This is a genomic window from Pseudomonas sp. Con_6, assembly GCF_059379395.1.
Genome location: NZ_CM182011.1, coordinates 5910398 through 5925447, shown reverse-complemented (window position 1 = coordinate 5925447; position 15050 = coordinate 5910398). Strand labels below are relative to the sequence as shown.

At 64.2% G+C, this 15050-nt stretch carries 15 protein-coding genes; 3 read left to right on the top strand and 12 right to left on the bottom strand.

Annotation, left to right across the window (positions count from 1 at the left end; all coding sequences use genetic code 11):
- Positions 1-16 precede the first annotated feature (16 nt).
- Genes AC5QPF_RS26735 through AC5QPF_RS26720 form a run of 4 tightly spaced genes read right to left on the bottom strand, consistent with a single transcriptional unit; the run spans position 17 to position 3456 of the window.
- Entirely contained in the window at positions 17-1171 is a 1155-nt protein-coding gene (locus tag AC5QPF_RS26735; protein WP_494960651.1) for a betaine/proline/choline family ABC transporter ATP-binding protein, read from the bottom strand.
- The gene (locus AC5QPF_RS26730) at positions 1168-1821 is read right to left on the bottom strand and encodes an ABC transporter permease (RefSeq protein ID WP_458978925.1); all 654 of its coding nucleotides are present in this window, start codon (positions 1819-1821) and stop codon (positions 1168-1170) included. The genes AC5QPF_RS26735 and AC5QPF_RS26730 overlap by 4 nt, the downstream gene beginning before the upstream one ends.
- Entirely contained in the window at positions 1818-2729 is a 912-nt protein-coding gene (locus tag AC5QPF_RS26725; protein ID WP_494960650.1) for a glycine betaine ABC transporter substrate-binding protein, read from the bottom strand. The genes AC5QPF_RS26730 and AC5QPF_RS26725 overlap by 4 nt, the downstream gene beginning before the upstream one ends.
- Positions 2730-2742: 13 nt before the next feature.
- Positions 2743-3456, bottom strand: a complete 714-nt coding sequence (locus AC5QPF_RS26720; protein WP_494960649.1) for an ABC transporter permease subunit — start codon at positions 3454-3456, stop codon at positions 2743-2745.
- A 363-nt stretch (positions 3457-3819) separates the two neighbouring features.
- On the opposite strand from AC5QPF_RS26720, the gene AC5QPF_RS26715 reads away from it, so the two are divergent.
- Positions 3820-4149 carry a helix-turn-helix domain-containing protein gene (locus AC5QPF_RS26715; RefSeq protein WP_494960648.1) on the top strand — a complete coding sequence of 110 codons (330 nt, stop codon included), beginning with the start codon at positions 3820-3822 and terminating at the stop codon, positions 4147-4149.
- Positions 4150-4253: 104 nt separating this feature from the next.
- Entirely contained in the window at positions 4254-5837 is a 1584-nt protein-coding gene (locus AC5QPF_RS26710) for a peptide chain release factor 3 (protein ID WP_494960647.1), read from the top strand.
- Positions 5838-5970: 133 nt separating this feature from the next.
- Here the strand turns inward: AC5QPF_RS26710 and AC5QPF_RS26705 are convergent, their stop codons facing one another.
- The 4 genes from AC5QPF_RS26705 to AC5QPF_RS26690 form a co-directional block, all read right to left on the bottom strand.
- Complete coding sequence (locus AC5QPF_RS26705; protein ID WP_494960646.1) at positions 5971-7050, bottom strand: extracellular solute-binding protein; 1080 nt, start codon at positions 7048-7050, stop codon at positions 5971-5973.
- A gap of 56 nt (positions 7051-7106) precedes the next feature.
- Complete coding sequence (locus AC5QPF_RS26700; RefSeq protein WP_494960645.1) at positions 7107-7448, bottom strand: cupin domain-containing protein; 342 nt, start codon at positions 7446-7448, stop codon at positions 7107-7109.
- 26 nt (positions 7449-7474) lie between these two features.
- On the bottom strand, positions 7475-8881 hold the full coding sequence (locus AC5QPF_RS26695; RefSeq protein WP_494960644.1) for an FAD-dependent oxidoreductase: 1407 nt from the start codon (positions 8879-8881) through the stop codon (positions 7475-7477).
- Between the two features lie 66 nt (positions 8882-8947).
- Positions 8948-9757, bottom strand: coding sequence for a helix-turn-helix domain-containing protein (locus AC5QPF_RS26690; protein ID WP_494960643.1), 810 nt, complete (start codon positions 9755-9757; stop codon positions 8948-8950).
- Between the two features lie 275 nt (positions 9758-10032).
- Here AC5QPF_RS26690 and AC5QPF_RS26685 point away from each other — a divergent pair, with 275 nt between their 5' ends.
- Entirely contained in the window at positions 10033-10947 is a 915-nt protein-coding gene (locus AC5QPF_RS26685; RefSeq protein ID WP_494960642.1) for a hypothetical protein, read from the top strand.
- Between the two features lie 191 nt (positions 10948-11138).
- On the opposite strand, the gene AC5QPF_RS26680 is transcribed toward AC5QPF_RS26685, so the two are convergent.
- The 4 genes from AC5QPF_RS26680 to AC5QPF_RS26665 are packed head-to-tail and all read right to left on the bottom strand — an operon-like array spanning position 11139 to position 15024.
- Positions 11139-12107, bottom strand: coding sequence for a dipeptide ABC transporter ATP-binding protein (locus AC5QPF_RS26680; protein WP_494960641.1), 969 nt, complete (start codon positions 12105-12107; stop codon positions 11139-11141).
- Positions 12107-13075, bottom strand: a complete 969-nt coding sequence (locus AC5QPF_RS26675) for an oligopeptide/dipeptide ABC transporter ATP-binding protein (RefSeq protein WP_494960640.1) — start codon at positions 13073-13075, stop codon at positions 12107-12109. The genes AC5QPF_RS26680 and AC5QPF_RS26675 overlap by 1 nt, the downstream gene beginning before the upstream one ends.
- A gap of 10 nt (positions 13076-13085) precedes the next feature.
- Positions 13086-14003, bottom strand: a complete 918-nt coding sequence (locus AC5QPF_RS26670; protein ID WP_494960639.1) for an ABC transporter permease subunit — start codon at positions 14001-14003, stop codon at positions 13086-13088.
- Positions 14004-14013: 10 nt separating this feature from the next.
- Complete coding sequence (locus tag AC5QPF_RS26665) at positions 14014-15024, bottom strand: ABC transporter permease subunit (protein WP_494960638.1); 1011 nt, start codon at positions 15022-15024, stop codon at positions 14014-14016.
- Positions 15025-15050: the final 26 nt, after the last annotated feature.

Below are 15050 nucleotides of genomic sequence, written 5' to 3'. Positions count from 1 at the left end.
ATAGGGCCATCAGCCGTTACATAGCAGTTTCAGCCGGGGAAACGATACTGGTCTTGCCCCCACGCGAGCGCCCCGAACTCAGGTACGCCGCGATCGATTCCTGGGTCACCTCGCCCAGGAACACCTTCTCGCCATCCAGTACCGGCAACCACGCGCGGTTGAACTCGTACATCCGCGACAACAGGATGCGCAGGTGCTCGTCATGCGCCGCCGTGGCATTGAACTCGCGCAGGAAGTCGGCGCAGGTGCCTTGCTGGCGATGCAAATCTCGGCGGCGTACATAACCCAGCGCACGGTTGTCGCCATCGGTCACCACCACGTACTTGCGATCATGCTCGTCCATCAGCTCCAGAGCCTCCGCCACCGGCATCTGCGGACTGGCCGACGGCGCGTTGTCCGCCGCGTCTTCGGCACGTACCAGCAGCAGGCGCTTGAGCGTGCTGTCCTGGCCGACGAAGTTGCTGACGAACTCATCCGCCGGATGCGCCAGCAGGGTATCCGGATGATCCAGCTGAATCAGCTTGCCCGCGCGGAAGATAGCGATCTTGTCGCCCAGCTTGATCGCCTCGTCGATGTCGTGGCTAACCATGATCACCGTCTTGTTCAGCGCCCGCTGCATCTCGAAGAACTCGTTCTGGATCATCTCGCGGTTGATCGGGTCGACCGCGCCGAATGGCTCGTCCATCAGTAGCAGTGGCGCCTCGGCAGCCAAGGCACGGATTACCCCGATGCGCTGCTGCTGGCCGCCGGACAGTTCTCGCGGATAACGCTGCAGGTATTGCTTGGGCTCCAGGCGGATCATGCTCATCAGCTCGCGGGCGCGCTCATGGCATTTCTGCTTGTCCCAGCCCAGCAGGCGCGGGACCACGGTGATGTTTTCCTCGATGGTCATGTTGGGGAACAGGCCGATCTGCTGGATCACGTAGCCGATGCGCCGGCGCAGGGTCACTTCGTCAAGGCCGGTGGTGTCTTCGCCGTTGATCAGCACCTTGCCCGAGGTGGGCTCGATCAGGCGGTTGATCATCTTCAGCGTGGTGCTCTTGCCGCAGCCGGACGGGCCGAGGAAGACGCAGATCTCGCCTTCGTTGACGGTCAGGCTGACCGAATCGACTGCCTTGACCTCCTTGCCGTTGCTTTGGAAGGTTTTCGAGAGATTCTGGAGTTCGATCATTTGAGCAGTCCTTCTGGAGTCAGCGAGCGTTGCAGGGCTTGCAGCAGCAGGTCGGCGAGGATGGCCAGGAGGCTCACCAGCACGGCGCCGACCAGCAGCATCGACATGTCGCTGCGGCTGATGGAGGTCAGGATAAGTACGCCGAGACCGCCTGCGCCGATGGTGGCGGCGATGGTCATGACGCCGATGTTCATCACCACGGCAGTACGCACACCGGCCAGGATTACCGGCACGGCGATCGGCAGCTCGACCATGCGCAGGCGCTGACCGAAGGTCATGCCGATGCCGCGGGCGGCTTCACGGATACCCGGCTCGACGTTGGTCAGGGCCAGGTAGGTGTTGCGCATGATCGGCAACAGGGAATAGAGGAACACCGCGGTGATCGCCGGCAGCGGGCCGAGGCCCTGGCCGAACTTCGAGTAGAACGGCAGCAGCAGGCCGAACAGGGCGATCGACGGCACCGTCAGCAGCACCGTGGCGCTGGCTTGCAAGGGGCCTGCGAGGCTGGGGAAGCGGGTCATCAGGATGCCCAGCGGCACACCCACCAGGATCGCCAGGCCGACGGCGATGCCCACCAGGGTCACGTGCTGGCCGGTCAGGTGCAGCACTTGTGCCCAGTCCAGGTGGGCGAAGGTATCCAGCAGGTTCATTGCGCACCTCCTTGCAGCGGATGCTCACGCAGGAAGTCGTCGGCCACCTTGCCCGGGCTCTGGTGCTCGACGTCCACCTTGGCGTTGAGCTGGCGCATGGTCTCGTCGTCCAGTTGCTCGGCCAGTGGCTTGAGCAGGGTGGCCAGCTCGGGATGGGCTTCGAGCACGGCCTTGCGCACCACCGGGGCGGCGGTGTAGTCGGGGAAGTAGCGGCGGTCGTCTTCCAGCAGTTTCAGGTCGAAGGCGCTGAGGCGGCCGTCGGTGGTGTACACCAGGCCGGTGAACACCTGGCCGTTGCGCAGGGCGGTGTAGACCAGGCCTGCGTCCATCTGGCGGATGTCCTTGCGGGTGAACTGCAGGTCGTAGGTCTCGGTGAGGCCGGCGAGGCCGTCCGGGCGGTTGGCGAACTCGGTGTCGAGGGCGAGGACGTGGGTCTTGCCCGCTTCGTCGCGCAGCACCTGGTTGAGCTGGCTGATGGTGCTCACCTGCGGGTACTGCTCGGCGATGTTGCGCGGCAGGGCCAGGGCGTAGGTGTTGCTGAACTTCGACGGCGCCAGCCAGACCAGGCCCTTCTTCGCGTCCAGCTCCTTGACCCGGGCGTAGGTGGCCTCGGCGCTGGGCATGCGCTCGTCGATATGGTTGTAGGACACCAGAGACACGCCGGTGTATTCCCAGACCATGTCCAGCTGGCCGCTTTCCTGGGCACTGCGCGCCAGGCTACTGCCGAGGCCTCCGGTGACGCTGACCTCGAAGCCGTGCTGGCGCAGGTAGCGCGCGGTGATTTCGGCGAGCACGGTCTGCTCGGTGAACACCCGCGCGCCAATGCGGATCAGCGGTTTGTCGGCGGCCTGGGCAAATCCCGCGAACAGCAGGGCCGCGCCCAGGAGCAAGGCGATTCTTCGTTTCATGCGTGTTCCTCGGTCAGTGAGTCAGGCCGCGTTCCAGCCAGCGGCGGCTGCACTGGCTGACCAGCGCATCGAGCAGCAAGGCCAGGGCCGCAGTGCAGGCCGCGCCCAGCAGCAGTTGTGGCTGGTTGTTCAGGGCGATGCCGGGGAAGATCAGGCTGCCCAGGCTGTTGGCGCCGATCAGGAACGACAGCGGCGCGGTGCCGACGTTGATCGCCAGGGCCACGCGCACGCCGCCGACGATGATCGGCACAGCGTTGGGCAACTCGACCTGGTACAGCGTCTGGCGCGGGGTCATGCCGATGCCGGTGGCGGCTTCCTTGAGCGAGGCGGGGACGTTTTTCAGGCCTTCGTAGGTGTTGCGCACGATGGGCAGCAACGAGGCGAGGAACAGCGCGAAGATTGCGGGGCCGGCGCCGATGCCGAGGATGCTCAGGGCGATGGCGAGGACGGCGAGGGGAGGAACGGTGTTGCCAATGTTGAAGACCTGCATGAAGCGTTCGGCGCGGTCGACCCGGTGCGGTCGACTCAGGGCAATGCCGGCGGGGATACCCACGGCAAGCGCCGCCACCATCGACAGCAGCACCAGCATCAGGTGTGCCTGCAGGTAGAACCAGAGATCGGCGCGGTAGTGCGCGATCGTATCGATGCCGATCCAGTGGATCAGCAGGGCCAGGATGACGAGCGCGGCGGCCCATCCCATCAGCCCCTTGCCATAGCGTACAGCCATAGGCATGGACTCCTTTTTTATCGTCGGCGCACGGATGCCGTGGTGTCGCCATTCCAGGCGACGGGCGATCCGTGTGCGAAAAGCGGCGGCCAAAAAATGCGCGCCATGAGCGAAGCCCCGTCAGGCTCGTGTTGCCGGTGAAACCACCCCCGACCAACGGTCATTGCAGGGGAATGGACGCCTCCATCGCTTTAAAGGTTCCCATCTGATGCGGCATTTGGCCAGCGCTAATCTCCCGGGTGTTCGAAATTTCGCACGAGGAATAAGCGTGATTCTTACGGGGAGGCGTTGAATTACCTGCTGTTGGGCCGTTAGTCGCGAGGGGCAGCATTACCTCTGTACCTGGAAGGAGGTGCCGGGAAAATGGCAATGACACTTGATGATTTGATGGACAGCCTTTCTCCAGAGCGCAGGGCATGGGTAGAGGGGCAAACTCGTGAGCTGATTCGCGAGGAGTTGACCCTGCAGGCTTTGCGCCGGCAGTTGGACGTTACCCAGGAAAGCCTTGCCGAGCGATTGGAAATGGGCCAAGCCAATGTTTCCAAAGTGGAGAACCGCAGCGACATGTTGATTTCAACGCTGCGCGGTTATGTCGAGGCGCTGGGGGGACGGTTGGAGCTGGTTGCCTGCATGCCGGGTCGTGCGCCGGTAAAACTACAGGGTTTCACTGACAGCCCGGCGGCTGCCGAGTAGATTTGCGCGCTTTGGTATCCATATCAGGGGACCCGATTTTGGTCCCCGCCCGACTTCAGGTATGATACGGCCCCTTTTTTCAATCCCCAGTCAGGCGATTTCCCATGACCCAACAGGCCGCCGAAGTCGCGAAGCGCCGCACTTTCGCAATCATTTCCCACCCCGACGCCGGTAAGACCACCATCACCGAGAAGCTCCTGCTGATGGGCAAGGCCATTGCCGTCGCCGGTACGGTGAAGTCGCGCAAGTCCGACCGCCATGCCACTTCCGACTGGATGGAAATGGAGAAGCAGCGTGGTATCTCCATCACCACCTCGGTGATGCAGTTCCCCTATCGCGAGCACATGATCAACCTGCTCGACACCCCGGGCCACGAAGACTTCTCGGAAGACACCTACCGTACCCTGACCGCCGTCGACTCGGCGCTGATGGTGCTCGACGGCGGTAAGGGCGTAGAGCCGCGGACCATCGCCCTGATGGACGTCTGCCGCTTGCGCGACACGCCGATCGTCAGCTTCATCAACAAACTCGACCGCGACATCCGCGACCCGATCGAGTTGCTCGACGAGATCGAAGCAGTCCTGAAGATCAAGGCCGCGCCGATCACCTGGCCGATCGGCTGCTACAAGGACTTCAAGGGTGTCTATCACCTGTCTCAGGACTACATCGTGGTCTACACCCCGGGCCACGGTCACGAGCGCACCGAAGCCAAGATCATCGAGAAGCTGGATTCCGACGAGGCCCGCGCGCACCTGGGCGACCAGTACGACAGCTTCGTCGAGCAACTGGAACTGGTGCAGGGCGCCTGCCACGAGTTCAACCAGGACGAGTTCCTCAACGGCCAGCTGACCCCGGTGTTCTTCGGTACCGCGCTGGGCAACTTCGGGGTCGACCATGTCCTCGACGCCGTGGTCGACTGGGCGCCGCGCCCGCTGGCCCGTGTCGCTCACGAGCGCAGCGTGGAGCCGGTGGAAGAGAAGTTCAGCGGCTTCGTGTTCAAGATCCAGGCGAACATGGACCCCAAGCACCGCGACCGCATCGCCTTCATGCGCATCTGCTCGGGCAAGTACGAGAAGGGCATGAAGATGCGCCACGTGCGCACCGGCAAGGACCTGCGCATCGGCGACGCGCTGACCTTCTTCTCCTCCGAGCGTGAGCAACTGGAGGAAGCCTGGGCCGGCGACATCATCGGCCTGCACAACCACGGCACCATCCAGATCGGCGACACCTTCACCGAAGGCGAGAGCCTGGGCTTCACCGGTATCCCGCACTTCGCCCCGGAACTGTTCCGCCGCGTGCGCCTGAAGGACCCGCTGAAATCCAAGCAACTGCGCCAGGGCCTGCAGCAGCTGGCGGAAGAGGGCGCGACCCAGGTGTTCTTCCCCGAGCGCAGCAACGACATCATCCTCGGCGCCGTCGGAGTGCTGCAGTTCGATGTGGTGGCCAGCCGCCTGAAAGAGGAATACAAGGTCGAGTGCGCCTACGAGCCGATCACCGTCTGGTCGGCGCGCTGGATCGCCTGCGATGACAAGAAGAAGCTCGAAGACTTCAAGAACAAGGCCATGGAAAACCTCGCGGTGGACGGCGGCGGTCACCTGACCTACCTGGCGCCGACCCGGGTCAACCTGTCGCTGATGGAAGAGCGTTGGCCGGATGTGAAATTCCGCGCTACTCGTGAGCATCACTGATCCTTGAGACCTGTGGGAGGGCTGCCGGCCTCATCGCTGGCAAGCCAGCTCCCACAGTGTCCGCGGCGCTGCTGAACCCTGTGGGAGTTGGCTTGCCAGCGATGAGGCCGGTGAATTCCCCACAACAATCGGATCAGTTACCGGCTTTGATACTGGTCCAGATCCTGGTCCGGATCCGGTCGATCTTCGCCGGCATCGCTTCCAGTGCATACAGCTTGTCCATCACCTCGTCCTTCGGATAGATCATCGGGTTGGCCTTCAGCTCTGGCTTCACCAGCGCATCCGCCTGCTGGTTACCGTTGGCGTACTGCACGAAGTCGCTGATATTGGCCATCACCTCCGGCTGCAGCAGGTAGTTCATGTAGGCATACCCCGCCTTCTCGTCCGGCGCATCCGCCGGCATCGCCACCATGTCGAACCACATCGGCGCGCCTTCCCTGGGAATCGAATAGCCCACCTTCACCCCGTTCTTCGCTTCCTCCGCACGGTTCTTCGCCTGCAGCACGTCCCCCGAGAAACCCACCACCACGCATACGTCGCCATTGGCCAGGTCGCCGGTGTACTTCGACGAATGGAAGTAGCTGATGTACGGCCGCACCTTCATCAGCAGGTCCTTGGCTTTCTCGTAGTCCTTGGGATCCTGGCTGTGATGCGGCAAGCCCAGGTAGTGCAGGGCGATCGGCAGCAACTCCGGGCCGTTATCCAGCACCGCGACGCCGCAGCTCTTCAGCTTGCCGATGTACTCGGGCTTGAAGATCAGGTCCCAGGAGTCCACCGGTGCGTTGTCGCCGAGCACCGCCTTGACCTTGTCGATGTTGTAGCCGATGCCGGTACTGCCCCACAGGTACGGGAAGCCATGCTGGTTGCCCGGGTCGTTGACCTCCAGCGCCTTGAGCAGCACCGGGTTGAGGTTCTTCCAGTTGGGCAACTGGCTCTTGTCCAGCTTCTTCAGGGCACCGCCCTGGATCTGCCGGGCCATGAAGTGGTTGGAGGGAAACACCACGTCGTAGCCGGAGTTGCCAGTCATCAGCTTGCCGTCGAGGGTTTCGTTGCTGTCGAAGACGTCGTAGGTGGGCACGATGCCGCTGGCCTGCTGGAAGTTCTTCAGCGTGTCCGGGGCGATGTAGCTGGACCAGTTGTAGATCTTCACCGAGTCGGCGGCGCTGGCCACGCTGGCGGCCAGCATCAGGGGTGCAATGAAAAGCTTGCGCATGTCCGGGGTACCTTTCTTTGAGCTGTTGTTATCGAAGGCGGCAGGCGATCAGCGGATCAGAAAATCAATACGTAGGTCTTGCGCACGGTCTCCTGGATGTCCCAGATGCCGGTGCTGTTGGCCGGTAGCATCAGTGCGTCTCCGGCTTCTATGGTCAGGGGCTCGCCACCGTCGGGGGTGAAGGTGCAGCGGCCGGTGATGATGTGGCAGAACTCCTGTTGCATGATCTGCCGCCGCCAGCGCCCCGGGGTGCATTCCCAGATGCCGGTTTCCACGCCGTCGCTGCGTTCGACGCAGGTGACCGAGGTCACCGCGACGGGCTCGCCGAGCGGCACGGCGACCGGGCTGGACGTTTCCAGGGCAACGCTATCGGTATGTTTGAACTGGGTGATGCTCATCACTGCGGGTTCCTCTGTGTACGAAGTCAATTCATGAAGCTCTGCATGAAGTCCGCCAGGCTGCTGGCCATGCGCCGGCGCCAGGGTGGGCTGGCGGGGCTGGCCAGGGTGCGGTCCTCGAAGACGAAGCTCTGGATGATGGCGTTGTAGCCGAGCCAGCGGCAGGGTTCCGGTGGCCAGCTGGCGAGGCTGGACAGCGCCCGGTTGTCGTGGACCCAGGGCTGCGCGGTGAGGGCGTTGTGCTGACCGAGGATCAGCGCGGCGAGGGTGCGTCCACCGAGGTTGGTGGCGCCAACGCCTTCGCCGCCGTAGCCGCCGGACAGGGCGATGCCGCGCTGGCGGTCGCAGAGCATGTGCGGGCGGAAGCGCCGGGCCATGCCCAGGTTGCCGCCCCAGGAATGGGTGATGCGCACGTTCTTCAGTTGCGGGAACAGCTCGCCGAACAGGTAGCGGCGCAGCTCGACCTCGCCGGGGGTGAGGCTGAAGTCTTCGCGCAGCCGTCCGCCGAAGCGATAGCCACCGCGGGCGCCGAACATCAGGCGATTGTCGCGGGTGCGCTGACCGTAGGTGACCTGCCGGCTGTTTTCGCTGAAGGCCTGGCCTTCCTTCAGGCCGATCTCGTCCCACACCGACTCCGCCAACGGCTCGGTGGCCACCAGCAGGCTCTGCACGGGCAACTGGTGCTTGCCCAGCGGCGGCAGGCTGGCGGCGTAGCCCTCGACGGCGGGGACTACCCAGTGGCTGCGGATCGTCGCTTGTGGGGTGCGTACCTGGCCGGGCTGCCAGTCGATGGCCGGGGTGTTTTCGTAGATCTTCACGCCCAGGCGCTCCACCGCTCGCGCCAGGCCGCGGGCCAGTTTCGCTGGCTGGATAGTGGCGGTGTGCGGACTGAAGATCGCGCCGTAGGCGTTGCTGACCCGCAGTTGGCCCTCCAGCTCTTCCGGGCGCAGCCAGCGATAGTCGTCGGCGGTCATGCCCTGGCGGTACAGGTCGTCGAGCCACTCGCGCAGGCTCTTTTCCTGTTCCGGGTAGCGCGCCGCGCAATACAGCACGCCGCCCTTGCGGTAGTCGCAGTCGATGCCTTCGTGGTCGAGCACGCGGCGGGCTTCATCGGGAATGTCGTGGAGCAGGTCGATGCTGTCCCGGCGTTGCTGCGGGGACAGGGTGGCGAGCAGGCGGTCGTCGCCGAGCATGTTGCCCATCAGCCAGCCGCCGTTGCGGCCGGAGGCGCCGAAGCCGGCGAATTTCGCCTCGATGATGGCGATGTTCAGGTGCGGTGCCTGCTGCTTGAGGTAGTACGCGGTCCACAGGCCGGTGTAGCCGGCGCCGATGATGCACACATCGACATCCAGATCCTGGCTCAACGCCGGGCGTGGCTCGATCTGTTCGTCGAGCTGGTCCATCCACAGGCTTATCGTGCGCCAGGCTTGCATCGGGTACTGCTCCACATCCGCGAAAAGGTCTGGCGTCGATCCTAGTGGCGGGCGGGGCGGGTTGTCTTACGTGCGTGCACGCAGGGAAATCTGCTTCACATAGGCCTTGGGCGAGAGGCCGGTGTGTTCGCGGAAGCACTTGTAGAAGGCAGACAGGGAATTGAATCCGGCATCGAAGGCCAGTTCGTCGATGGGCGCTGCGCTAGCGGTGCCGTCCAGGCCGCCGAGCAGGTGCTGCAGGCGGGCCTGGTTGACGTAGCGGTAGAAGCTCTGGCCGAGCACCTGGTTGAGCAGGTAGGAAATCTGGTTGCGGCTGTAGCCGCTTTCATTGGCCACCCGTTGCAGGTCCAGTTCCGGGTCGAGATACGGGCGCTGGCGCTGGAAGTAATGCTCCAGGTCCTGGGCCATGGTGCTCAGTTGTCGCGGCGACAGGCCCAGACGGCTGGTGGCCGGGCGTGGGCCGCCGCTGGTACCGGCCTTGCCGTTCTGGCGGATCAGGGTGGCGTATTCGTTGACTCGCCAGATCAGTCCGTCCCTGACCGTGATCGCCTCGCTGGACTGGAAGGCCACCAGGCCCTCGCCGCCCTGCACGGTGACCTGGTACTGGATGAAGGCGGTGCAGCCGTCGACGCGGATGCGGTCGCTGTGGACGATGTCCTCGCCGGCTTCGTGGGGCAGGCAGGCCTTCACGTAGTCGCGCAGTTCGGCGTAGCCGAGGATGCGGTTCTGGAAGAAGTCGTGGTACTCGATGGCCGGGTGGTAGAGGGCCATGACGCCGTCGAGGTCGCGGTGCTTCCAGCACAGGTGGTAGCGCAGCACGGTGTCGGCTGTGAGCGGAGTCTGGTTGGGGCCGTCGGGGACGAGGTGGGCAGTCATTGCTCGATAGTGCTTGAGGGCCCTATCGCTGGCAAGCCAGCTCTCACAGGGTTTGTGGTGCATGCGGTACCTGTGGGAGCTGGCTTGCCGGCGATGAGGCCCTTGCAGAACACACTGAACGCGAAGGGGCAATCGCGCATTCTGCACGGTCCTCAGACAGGTATTTCGCCTAACTCATTGATTTTTTTGGATGTCATCTTTTGTCACAGTTGGCACATCCACTGCACCGCTTGCCTTGCGAATGGATTTCCTCCACCCGAACAAGGCGAAAACCCATGATCACTACCGAGTATTCCTCTGCTGCTATAGAAGCCCCCAACCGCTCAGGCGTGTCCTGGGCTGCCATCTTCGCCGGTGCCGCGGCGGCGGCGGCGTTGTCCCTGGTCCTGCTGATCCTCGGCGCGGGACTGGGCTTTGCCGCCACGTCTCCGTGGGCCGACGAGGGTGCCAGCGCCAAGGCCCTGGGCATCTCCACCATCATCTGGCTGCTGGTTACCCAGATCATCGCTTCCGGTCTCGGTGGCTACATCGCCGGTCGGTTGCGGGTGAAATGGGCCAACCTGCATGGCGACGAAGTGTATTTTCGCGATACCGCCCATGGCTTCCTGGCCTGGGCCGTGGCCACCCTGGTGGCGGCGATGCTGGTGTTGGGCACGGCAGGCAGTCTTGCCAGCGCGGGTGCCCAGGCCGGTGCTGCTGCGGTAGCGGCGGGTGCCGGTACCGCAGCAGCGGCGAGCACCAACAACAATGATCCGATGGGTTACTTCGTCGATACCCTGTTCCGCAGCGAAGGCCCTACCGCGGTCAGCGACGATGCGGCCAATGGCGTGGCCAGTCGCATTCTGGCGCGCGGTGTGATGCAGGGCGGCAGCCTGTCGCCGGAGGATCGTACCTACCTCGCCCAGGTGGTAGCGCAGCGTACCCGCCTGAGCCAGGCCGAAGCCGAGACGCGGGTGGATCAGGTGATGGCGCAGGTACAGCAAGCCAAGGTCGATGCACAGAAGGCTGCCGATGCGGCGACCAAGGCGGCGGCATGGGCTTCACTGTGGACCTTCGTCGCGCTGCTGTGCGGGGCGTTCTTCGCCAGCCTGGCGGCGCTCTGGGGTGGTCGTCAGCGGGATCGGGTGATCTGGCTTGAAGGAACCGCCACGGACTATGCGGGGCGTCAACGTACCGTGTCGATGAACTGAGTCTTTGAACGAAGAACAAGGAGAAACGTTATGCGCTCTTTACTGCTGTGGATGCTGGGTGTGCCGATTCCGGTGATTATCCTGATCGCTTTGTTTATGCATTGACCTCAAGGGCCTCATCGCTGGCAAGCCAGCTCCCACAAACGCGGTCCCTGTGGGAGCTGGCTTGCTAGCGATGAGGCTACATCGATCTAGAGAAACTGCTCGGCGTAATGACACGCCACCTGCCGCGTTTCCACCTGCCGAAACGCCGGTACTTCCTTCGCACAGCGTTCCGTCGCATGCGGACAACGCTTGTGGAACGCACAGCCATCAGGCGGATTCAGCGGATTGGGCAACTCCCCGGCGATCTTGATCTTCGGCTTCAGCGGGTCCGGGTGAATGGTCGGCGTCGCCGACAGCAGCGCCTGGGTATAGGGGTGCAACGGCTTGTTGTAGATATCCTCCTTCGGCCCCATCTCCGCCGGCCGCCCCAGGTACATCACCAGCACCTCGTCCGCCACGTGCCGCACCACCGCCAGGTTGTGCGAGATGAACACGTAGGCGGTGTTGAACTCCTTCTGCAGGTCCATGAACAGGTTCAGCACCTGGGCCTGGATCGACACGTCCAGCGCCGAGGTCGGCTCGTCCGCCACCAGCACTTTGGGTTGCAGCATCATCGCCCGGGCCAGGGCGATGCGCTGGCGCTGACCGCCGGAGAACATGTGCGGATAGCGCTGGTAGTGCTCAGGCCGCAGGCCGACTTGCTGCATCATCGCCTGCACCCGTTCACGGCGCTGCTCCTTGGACAGCGAGGTATTGATCAACAGCGGCTCGGCCAGTTGGTCACCGATCTTCTGCCGCGGATTGAGCGAGGCATAGGGGCTCTGGAAGACCATCTGCACATCGCGGCGCAGTTGCTTGCGCTCCTGCTTGCTGGCGCCATTCACCTCCTGCCCGGCGATCTGCAACGAGCCGGACGACGGCTCCTCGATCAGGGTCAGGGCCCGGGCCAGGGTCGACTTGCCGCAGCCGGATTCGCCGACCACGGCCAGGGTCTTGCCGGCCTCCAGTTCGAACGACACGCCATTCAGCGCGCGCACCGTGGCATGGCCCTTGAACAGGCCACGGGAGACTTCGTAGTGACGGGTGAGATCACGGGCGGTCAGGACAACGCTCATCACGCCACCTCCTGGTTCAGCGGATAGAAGCAGCGCGCCAGGCTGTGGGCCTGGGGATCGAGGCCAGGACGTTGCTGGCGGCAGTTGTCGCGGGCATAGGGGCAGCGCGGCGAAAGCAGGCAACCACTGGGCCGGTCATAGCGGCCGGGCACGATGCCAGGCAGGGTGGCCAGGCGCTCGGCACCCAGGCTGTGCTCGGGAATGGCCTTGAGCAGCGCTTCGCTGTACGGGTGCGCCGGTACCTCGAACAGCTCGGGCACCTGGCCGATTTCCACGGCCTGGCCGGCGTACATCACGCACACCCGTTTCGCAGTCTCGGCCACCACGGCCAGGTCGTGGGTAATCAGGATCAGCGCCATGTCCTGCTCCTTCTGCAGGTTCAGCAGCAGTTCCATGATCTGCGCCTGGATGGTCACGTCGAGGGCAGTGGTGGGTTCGTCGGCGATCAGCAGCTTGGGTTCGCCGGCAATCGCCATGGCGATCGCCACCCGTTGGCTCATGCCGCCGGAAAGCTGGTGCGGGTAGGCGTCGAGGCGGCTCTCGGGGGCCGGGATTTCGACTTTCTTCAGTAGCTCCAAGGCACGCTGGCGGGCGGCCTTGCCGCGCAGGCCGAGGTGCTGGCGCAGCACTTCCTCGATCTGGAAGCCCACGGTGTAGCTGGGATTGAGGGCGGTCATGGGGTCCTGGAAGACCATGGCCATGTCCTTGCCCACCACCTTGCGCCGTTGCCGGCCGCTGAGCGTGAGCATGTCGTGGCCGTCGAAGGTGAGGGCGTCGGCACTGATGCGCCCGGGCGGGTCGATCAGGCCCATCAGCGCCATCATGGTCACCGACTTGCCGGAACCGGATTCGCCAACGATGGCCAGGACCTCGCCTTTGTCCACGCTGAGGTCGAGACCGTCCACCACCGGTACGGCCGTGGCATCGCCGAAGCGCACGTTGAGATTGCGGATTTGCAGAAGTGACATGGGCTTCTCCTCAGGCGGCATTCTTGAGTTTCGGGTCCAGCGCATCGCGCAGTCCGTCGCCCATCAGGTTGATTGCCAGCACGCTGAGCAAGATGGTCAGGCCAGGCAGGCTCACCACCCACCAGGCACGTTCGATGTAGTCGCGGGCCGAGGCCAGCATGGTTCCCCATTCCGGGGTCGGCGGCTGTACGCCGAGGCCGAGGAAGCCCAGGGCGGCGGCGTCGAGGATCGCCGAGGAGAAGCTCAGGGTCGCCTGCACGATCAGTGGTGCCATGCAGTTGGGCAGCACGGTGACGAACATCAGTCGCGGCAGGCTGGCACCGGCCAGGCGCGCGGCGGTGACGTAGTCGCGGTTGAGTTCGCCCATCACCGCGGCACGGGTCAGGCGCACGTAGGAGGGCAGCGAGACGATGGCGATGGCGATCACCGTGTTGACCAGGCCAGGGCCGAGGATGGCGACGATGGCCACCGCCAGCAGCAGCGACGGCAGGGCCAGCATCACGTCCATCAGGCGCATGATCGACGAGCCCAGCATGCGCGGGAAGAAGCCCGCCAACAGGCCGAGGATGATCCCTGGAATCAGTGAGATCACCACCGACGACAGGCCGATCAGCAGCGACAGGCGCGAACCCTGGATCAGCCGCGAGAGCAGGTCGCGGCCGAGTTCGTCGGTACCGAGGATGAACTGCCAGTTCCCGCCTTCCAGCCAGACCGGCGGGGTCAGCAGGAAGTCGCGGTATTGCTCGCTGGGATGGTGCGGCGCTACCCACGGCGCGAACAGCGCGCAGAAGACGATCAGGCACATGAACGCAAGGCCGGCCACCGCGCCCTTGTTGCGCGAAAAGGCCTGCCAGAATTCTTTGTAGGGCGAGGGGTAGAGCAGGCTCTGGTCGATTGCCGGGGCCGGGGTTGGAGCGGGAGTATTCATGACGATGGCCTCAGCGCTGGTGACGGATGCGTGGGTTGGCCAGGCCGTAGAGGATATCCACGACGAAGTTGACCAGGATGACCAGGCAGGCGATCAGCAGGATGCCGTTCTGGACCACGGGGTAGTCACGGGCACCGATGGCTTCGATCAGCCACTTGCCGATGCCCGGCCAGGAAAAGATGGTTTCGGTGAGCACCGCGCCGGCCAGCAGGGTGCCGACCTGCAGGCCGAACACCGTCAGCACCGGGATCAGCGCGTTGCGCAGGCCGTGCACGAACACCACCCGCGCCGGAGACAGGCCCTTGGCCCGGGCGGTGCGGATGTAGTCCTCGCGCAGCACTTCGAGCATCGACGAGCGGGTCATCCGCGCGATCACCGCCAGCGGGATGGTGCCCAGGACGATGGCCGGCAGGATCAGGTGCATCAGGGCGTCCTTGAACGCGCCTTCCTCGTCGCTGAGCAGGGTGTCGATCAGCATGAAGCCGGTCTTCGGCTCGATGTCGTAGAGCAGGTCGATGCGCCCGGAAACAGGAGTCCAGCCCAGGCTCACCGAGAAGAACATGATGAGGATCAGCCCCCACCAGAAGATCGGCATGGAGTAGCCGGTGAGGGACAGTCCCATCACCCCGTGGTCGAACAGCGAACCGCGCTTGAGCGCGGCGATGACCCCGGCCAGCACCCCGAGTACGCCGGCGAACAGCAGGGCGGCGATGGCCAGTTCGAGGGTGGCGGGAAACAGCGCGAGAAACTCGTTCCACACGCTCTCGCGGGTGCGCAGGGACTCGCCCAGGTCGCCCTGGGACAGCTTGCCGACATAATCCAGGTACTGCTCGGGCAAGGGCTTGTTCAGGCCCAGCCGTTCCATGGCCTGTGCGTGCATTTCAGGGTCGACCCTGCGCTCGCCCATCATCACCTCCACCGGGTCTCCCGGTATCAGCCGTATGAGTGCGAAGGTCAGCAAGGTAATGCCGAAAAAGGTCGGGATCAGCAATCCCAGACGCCGGGCAATGAAACTCAACATCTTCTGGTGTTCCTCGTCAGCCGTCA

Excerpts from the sequence above, each read along its gene's own strand:
- AC5QPF_RS26720 (WP_494960649.1), bottom strand. The coding sequence starts at position 3,456 with ATGGCTGTACGCTATGGCAAGGGGCTGATGGGATGGGCCGCCGCGCTC.
- AC5QPF_RS26680 (WP_494960641.1), bottom strand. The coding sequence starts at position 12,107 with ATGAGCGTTGTCCTGACCGCCCGTGATCTCACCCGTCACTACGAAGTC.
- AC5QPF_RS26690 (WP_494960643.1), bottom strand. The coding sequence starts at position 9,757 with ATGACTGCCCACCTCGTCCCCGACGGCCCCAACCAGACTCCGCTCACA.
- AC5QPF_RS26725 (WP_494960650.1), bottom strand. The coding sequence starts at position 2,729 with ATGAAACGAAGAATCGCCTTGCTCCTGGGCGCGGCCCTGCTGTTCGCG.
- AC5QPF_RS26715 (WP_494960648.1), top strand. The coding sequence starts at position 3,820 with ATGGCAATGACACTTGATGATTTGATGGACAGCCTTTCTCCAGAGCGC.
- AC5QPF_RS26735 (WP_494960651.1), bottom strand. The coding sequence starts at position 1,171 with ATGATCGAACTCCAGAATCTCTCGAAAACCTTCCAAAGCAACGGCAAG.
- AC5QPF_RS26730 (WP_458978925.1), bottom strand. The coding sequence starts at position 1,821 with ATGAACCTGCTGGATACCTTCGCCCACCTGGACTGGGCACAAGTGCTG.
- AC5QPF_RS26665 (WP_494960638.1), bottom strand. The coding sequence starts at position 15,024 with ATGTTGAGTTTCATTGCCCGGCGTCTGGGATTGCTGATCCCGACCTTT.
- AC5QPF_RS26710 (WP_494960647.1), top strand. The coding sequence starts at position 4,254 with ATGACCCAACAGGCCGCCGAAGTCGCGAAGCGCCGCACTTTCGCAATC.
- AC5QPF_RS26695 (WP_494960644.1), bottom strand. The coding sequence starts at position 8,881 with ATGCAAGCCTGGCGCACGATAAGCCTGTGGATGGACCAGCTCGACGAA.
- AC5QPF_RS26670 (WP_494960639.1), bottom strand. The coding sequence starts at position 14,003 with ATGAATACTCCCGCTCCAACCCCGGCCCCGGCAATCGACCAGAGCCTG.
- AC5QPF_RS26705 (WP_494960646.1), bottom strand. The coding sequence starts at position 7,050 with ATGCGCAAGCTTTTCATTGCACCCCTGATGCTGGCCGCCAGCGTGGCC.
- AC5QPF_RS26700 (WP_494960645.1), bottom strand. The coding sequence starts at position 7,448 with ATGAGCATCACCCAGTTCAAACATACCGATAGCGTTGCCCTGGAAACG.
- AC5QPF_RS26675 (WP_494960640.1), bottom strand. The coding sequence starts at position 13,075 with ATGTCACTTCTGCAAATCCGCAATCTCAACGTGCGCTTCGGCGATGCC.
- AC5QPF_RS26685 (WP_494960642.1), top strand. The coding sequence starts at position 10,033 with ATGATCACTACCGAGTATTCCTCTGCTGCTATAGAAGCCCCCAACCGC.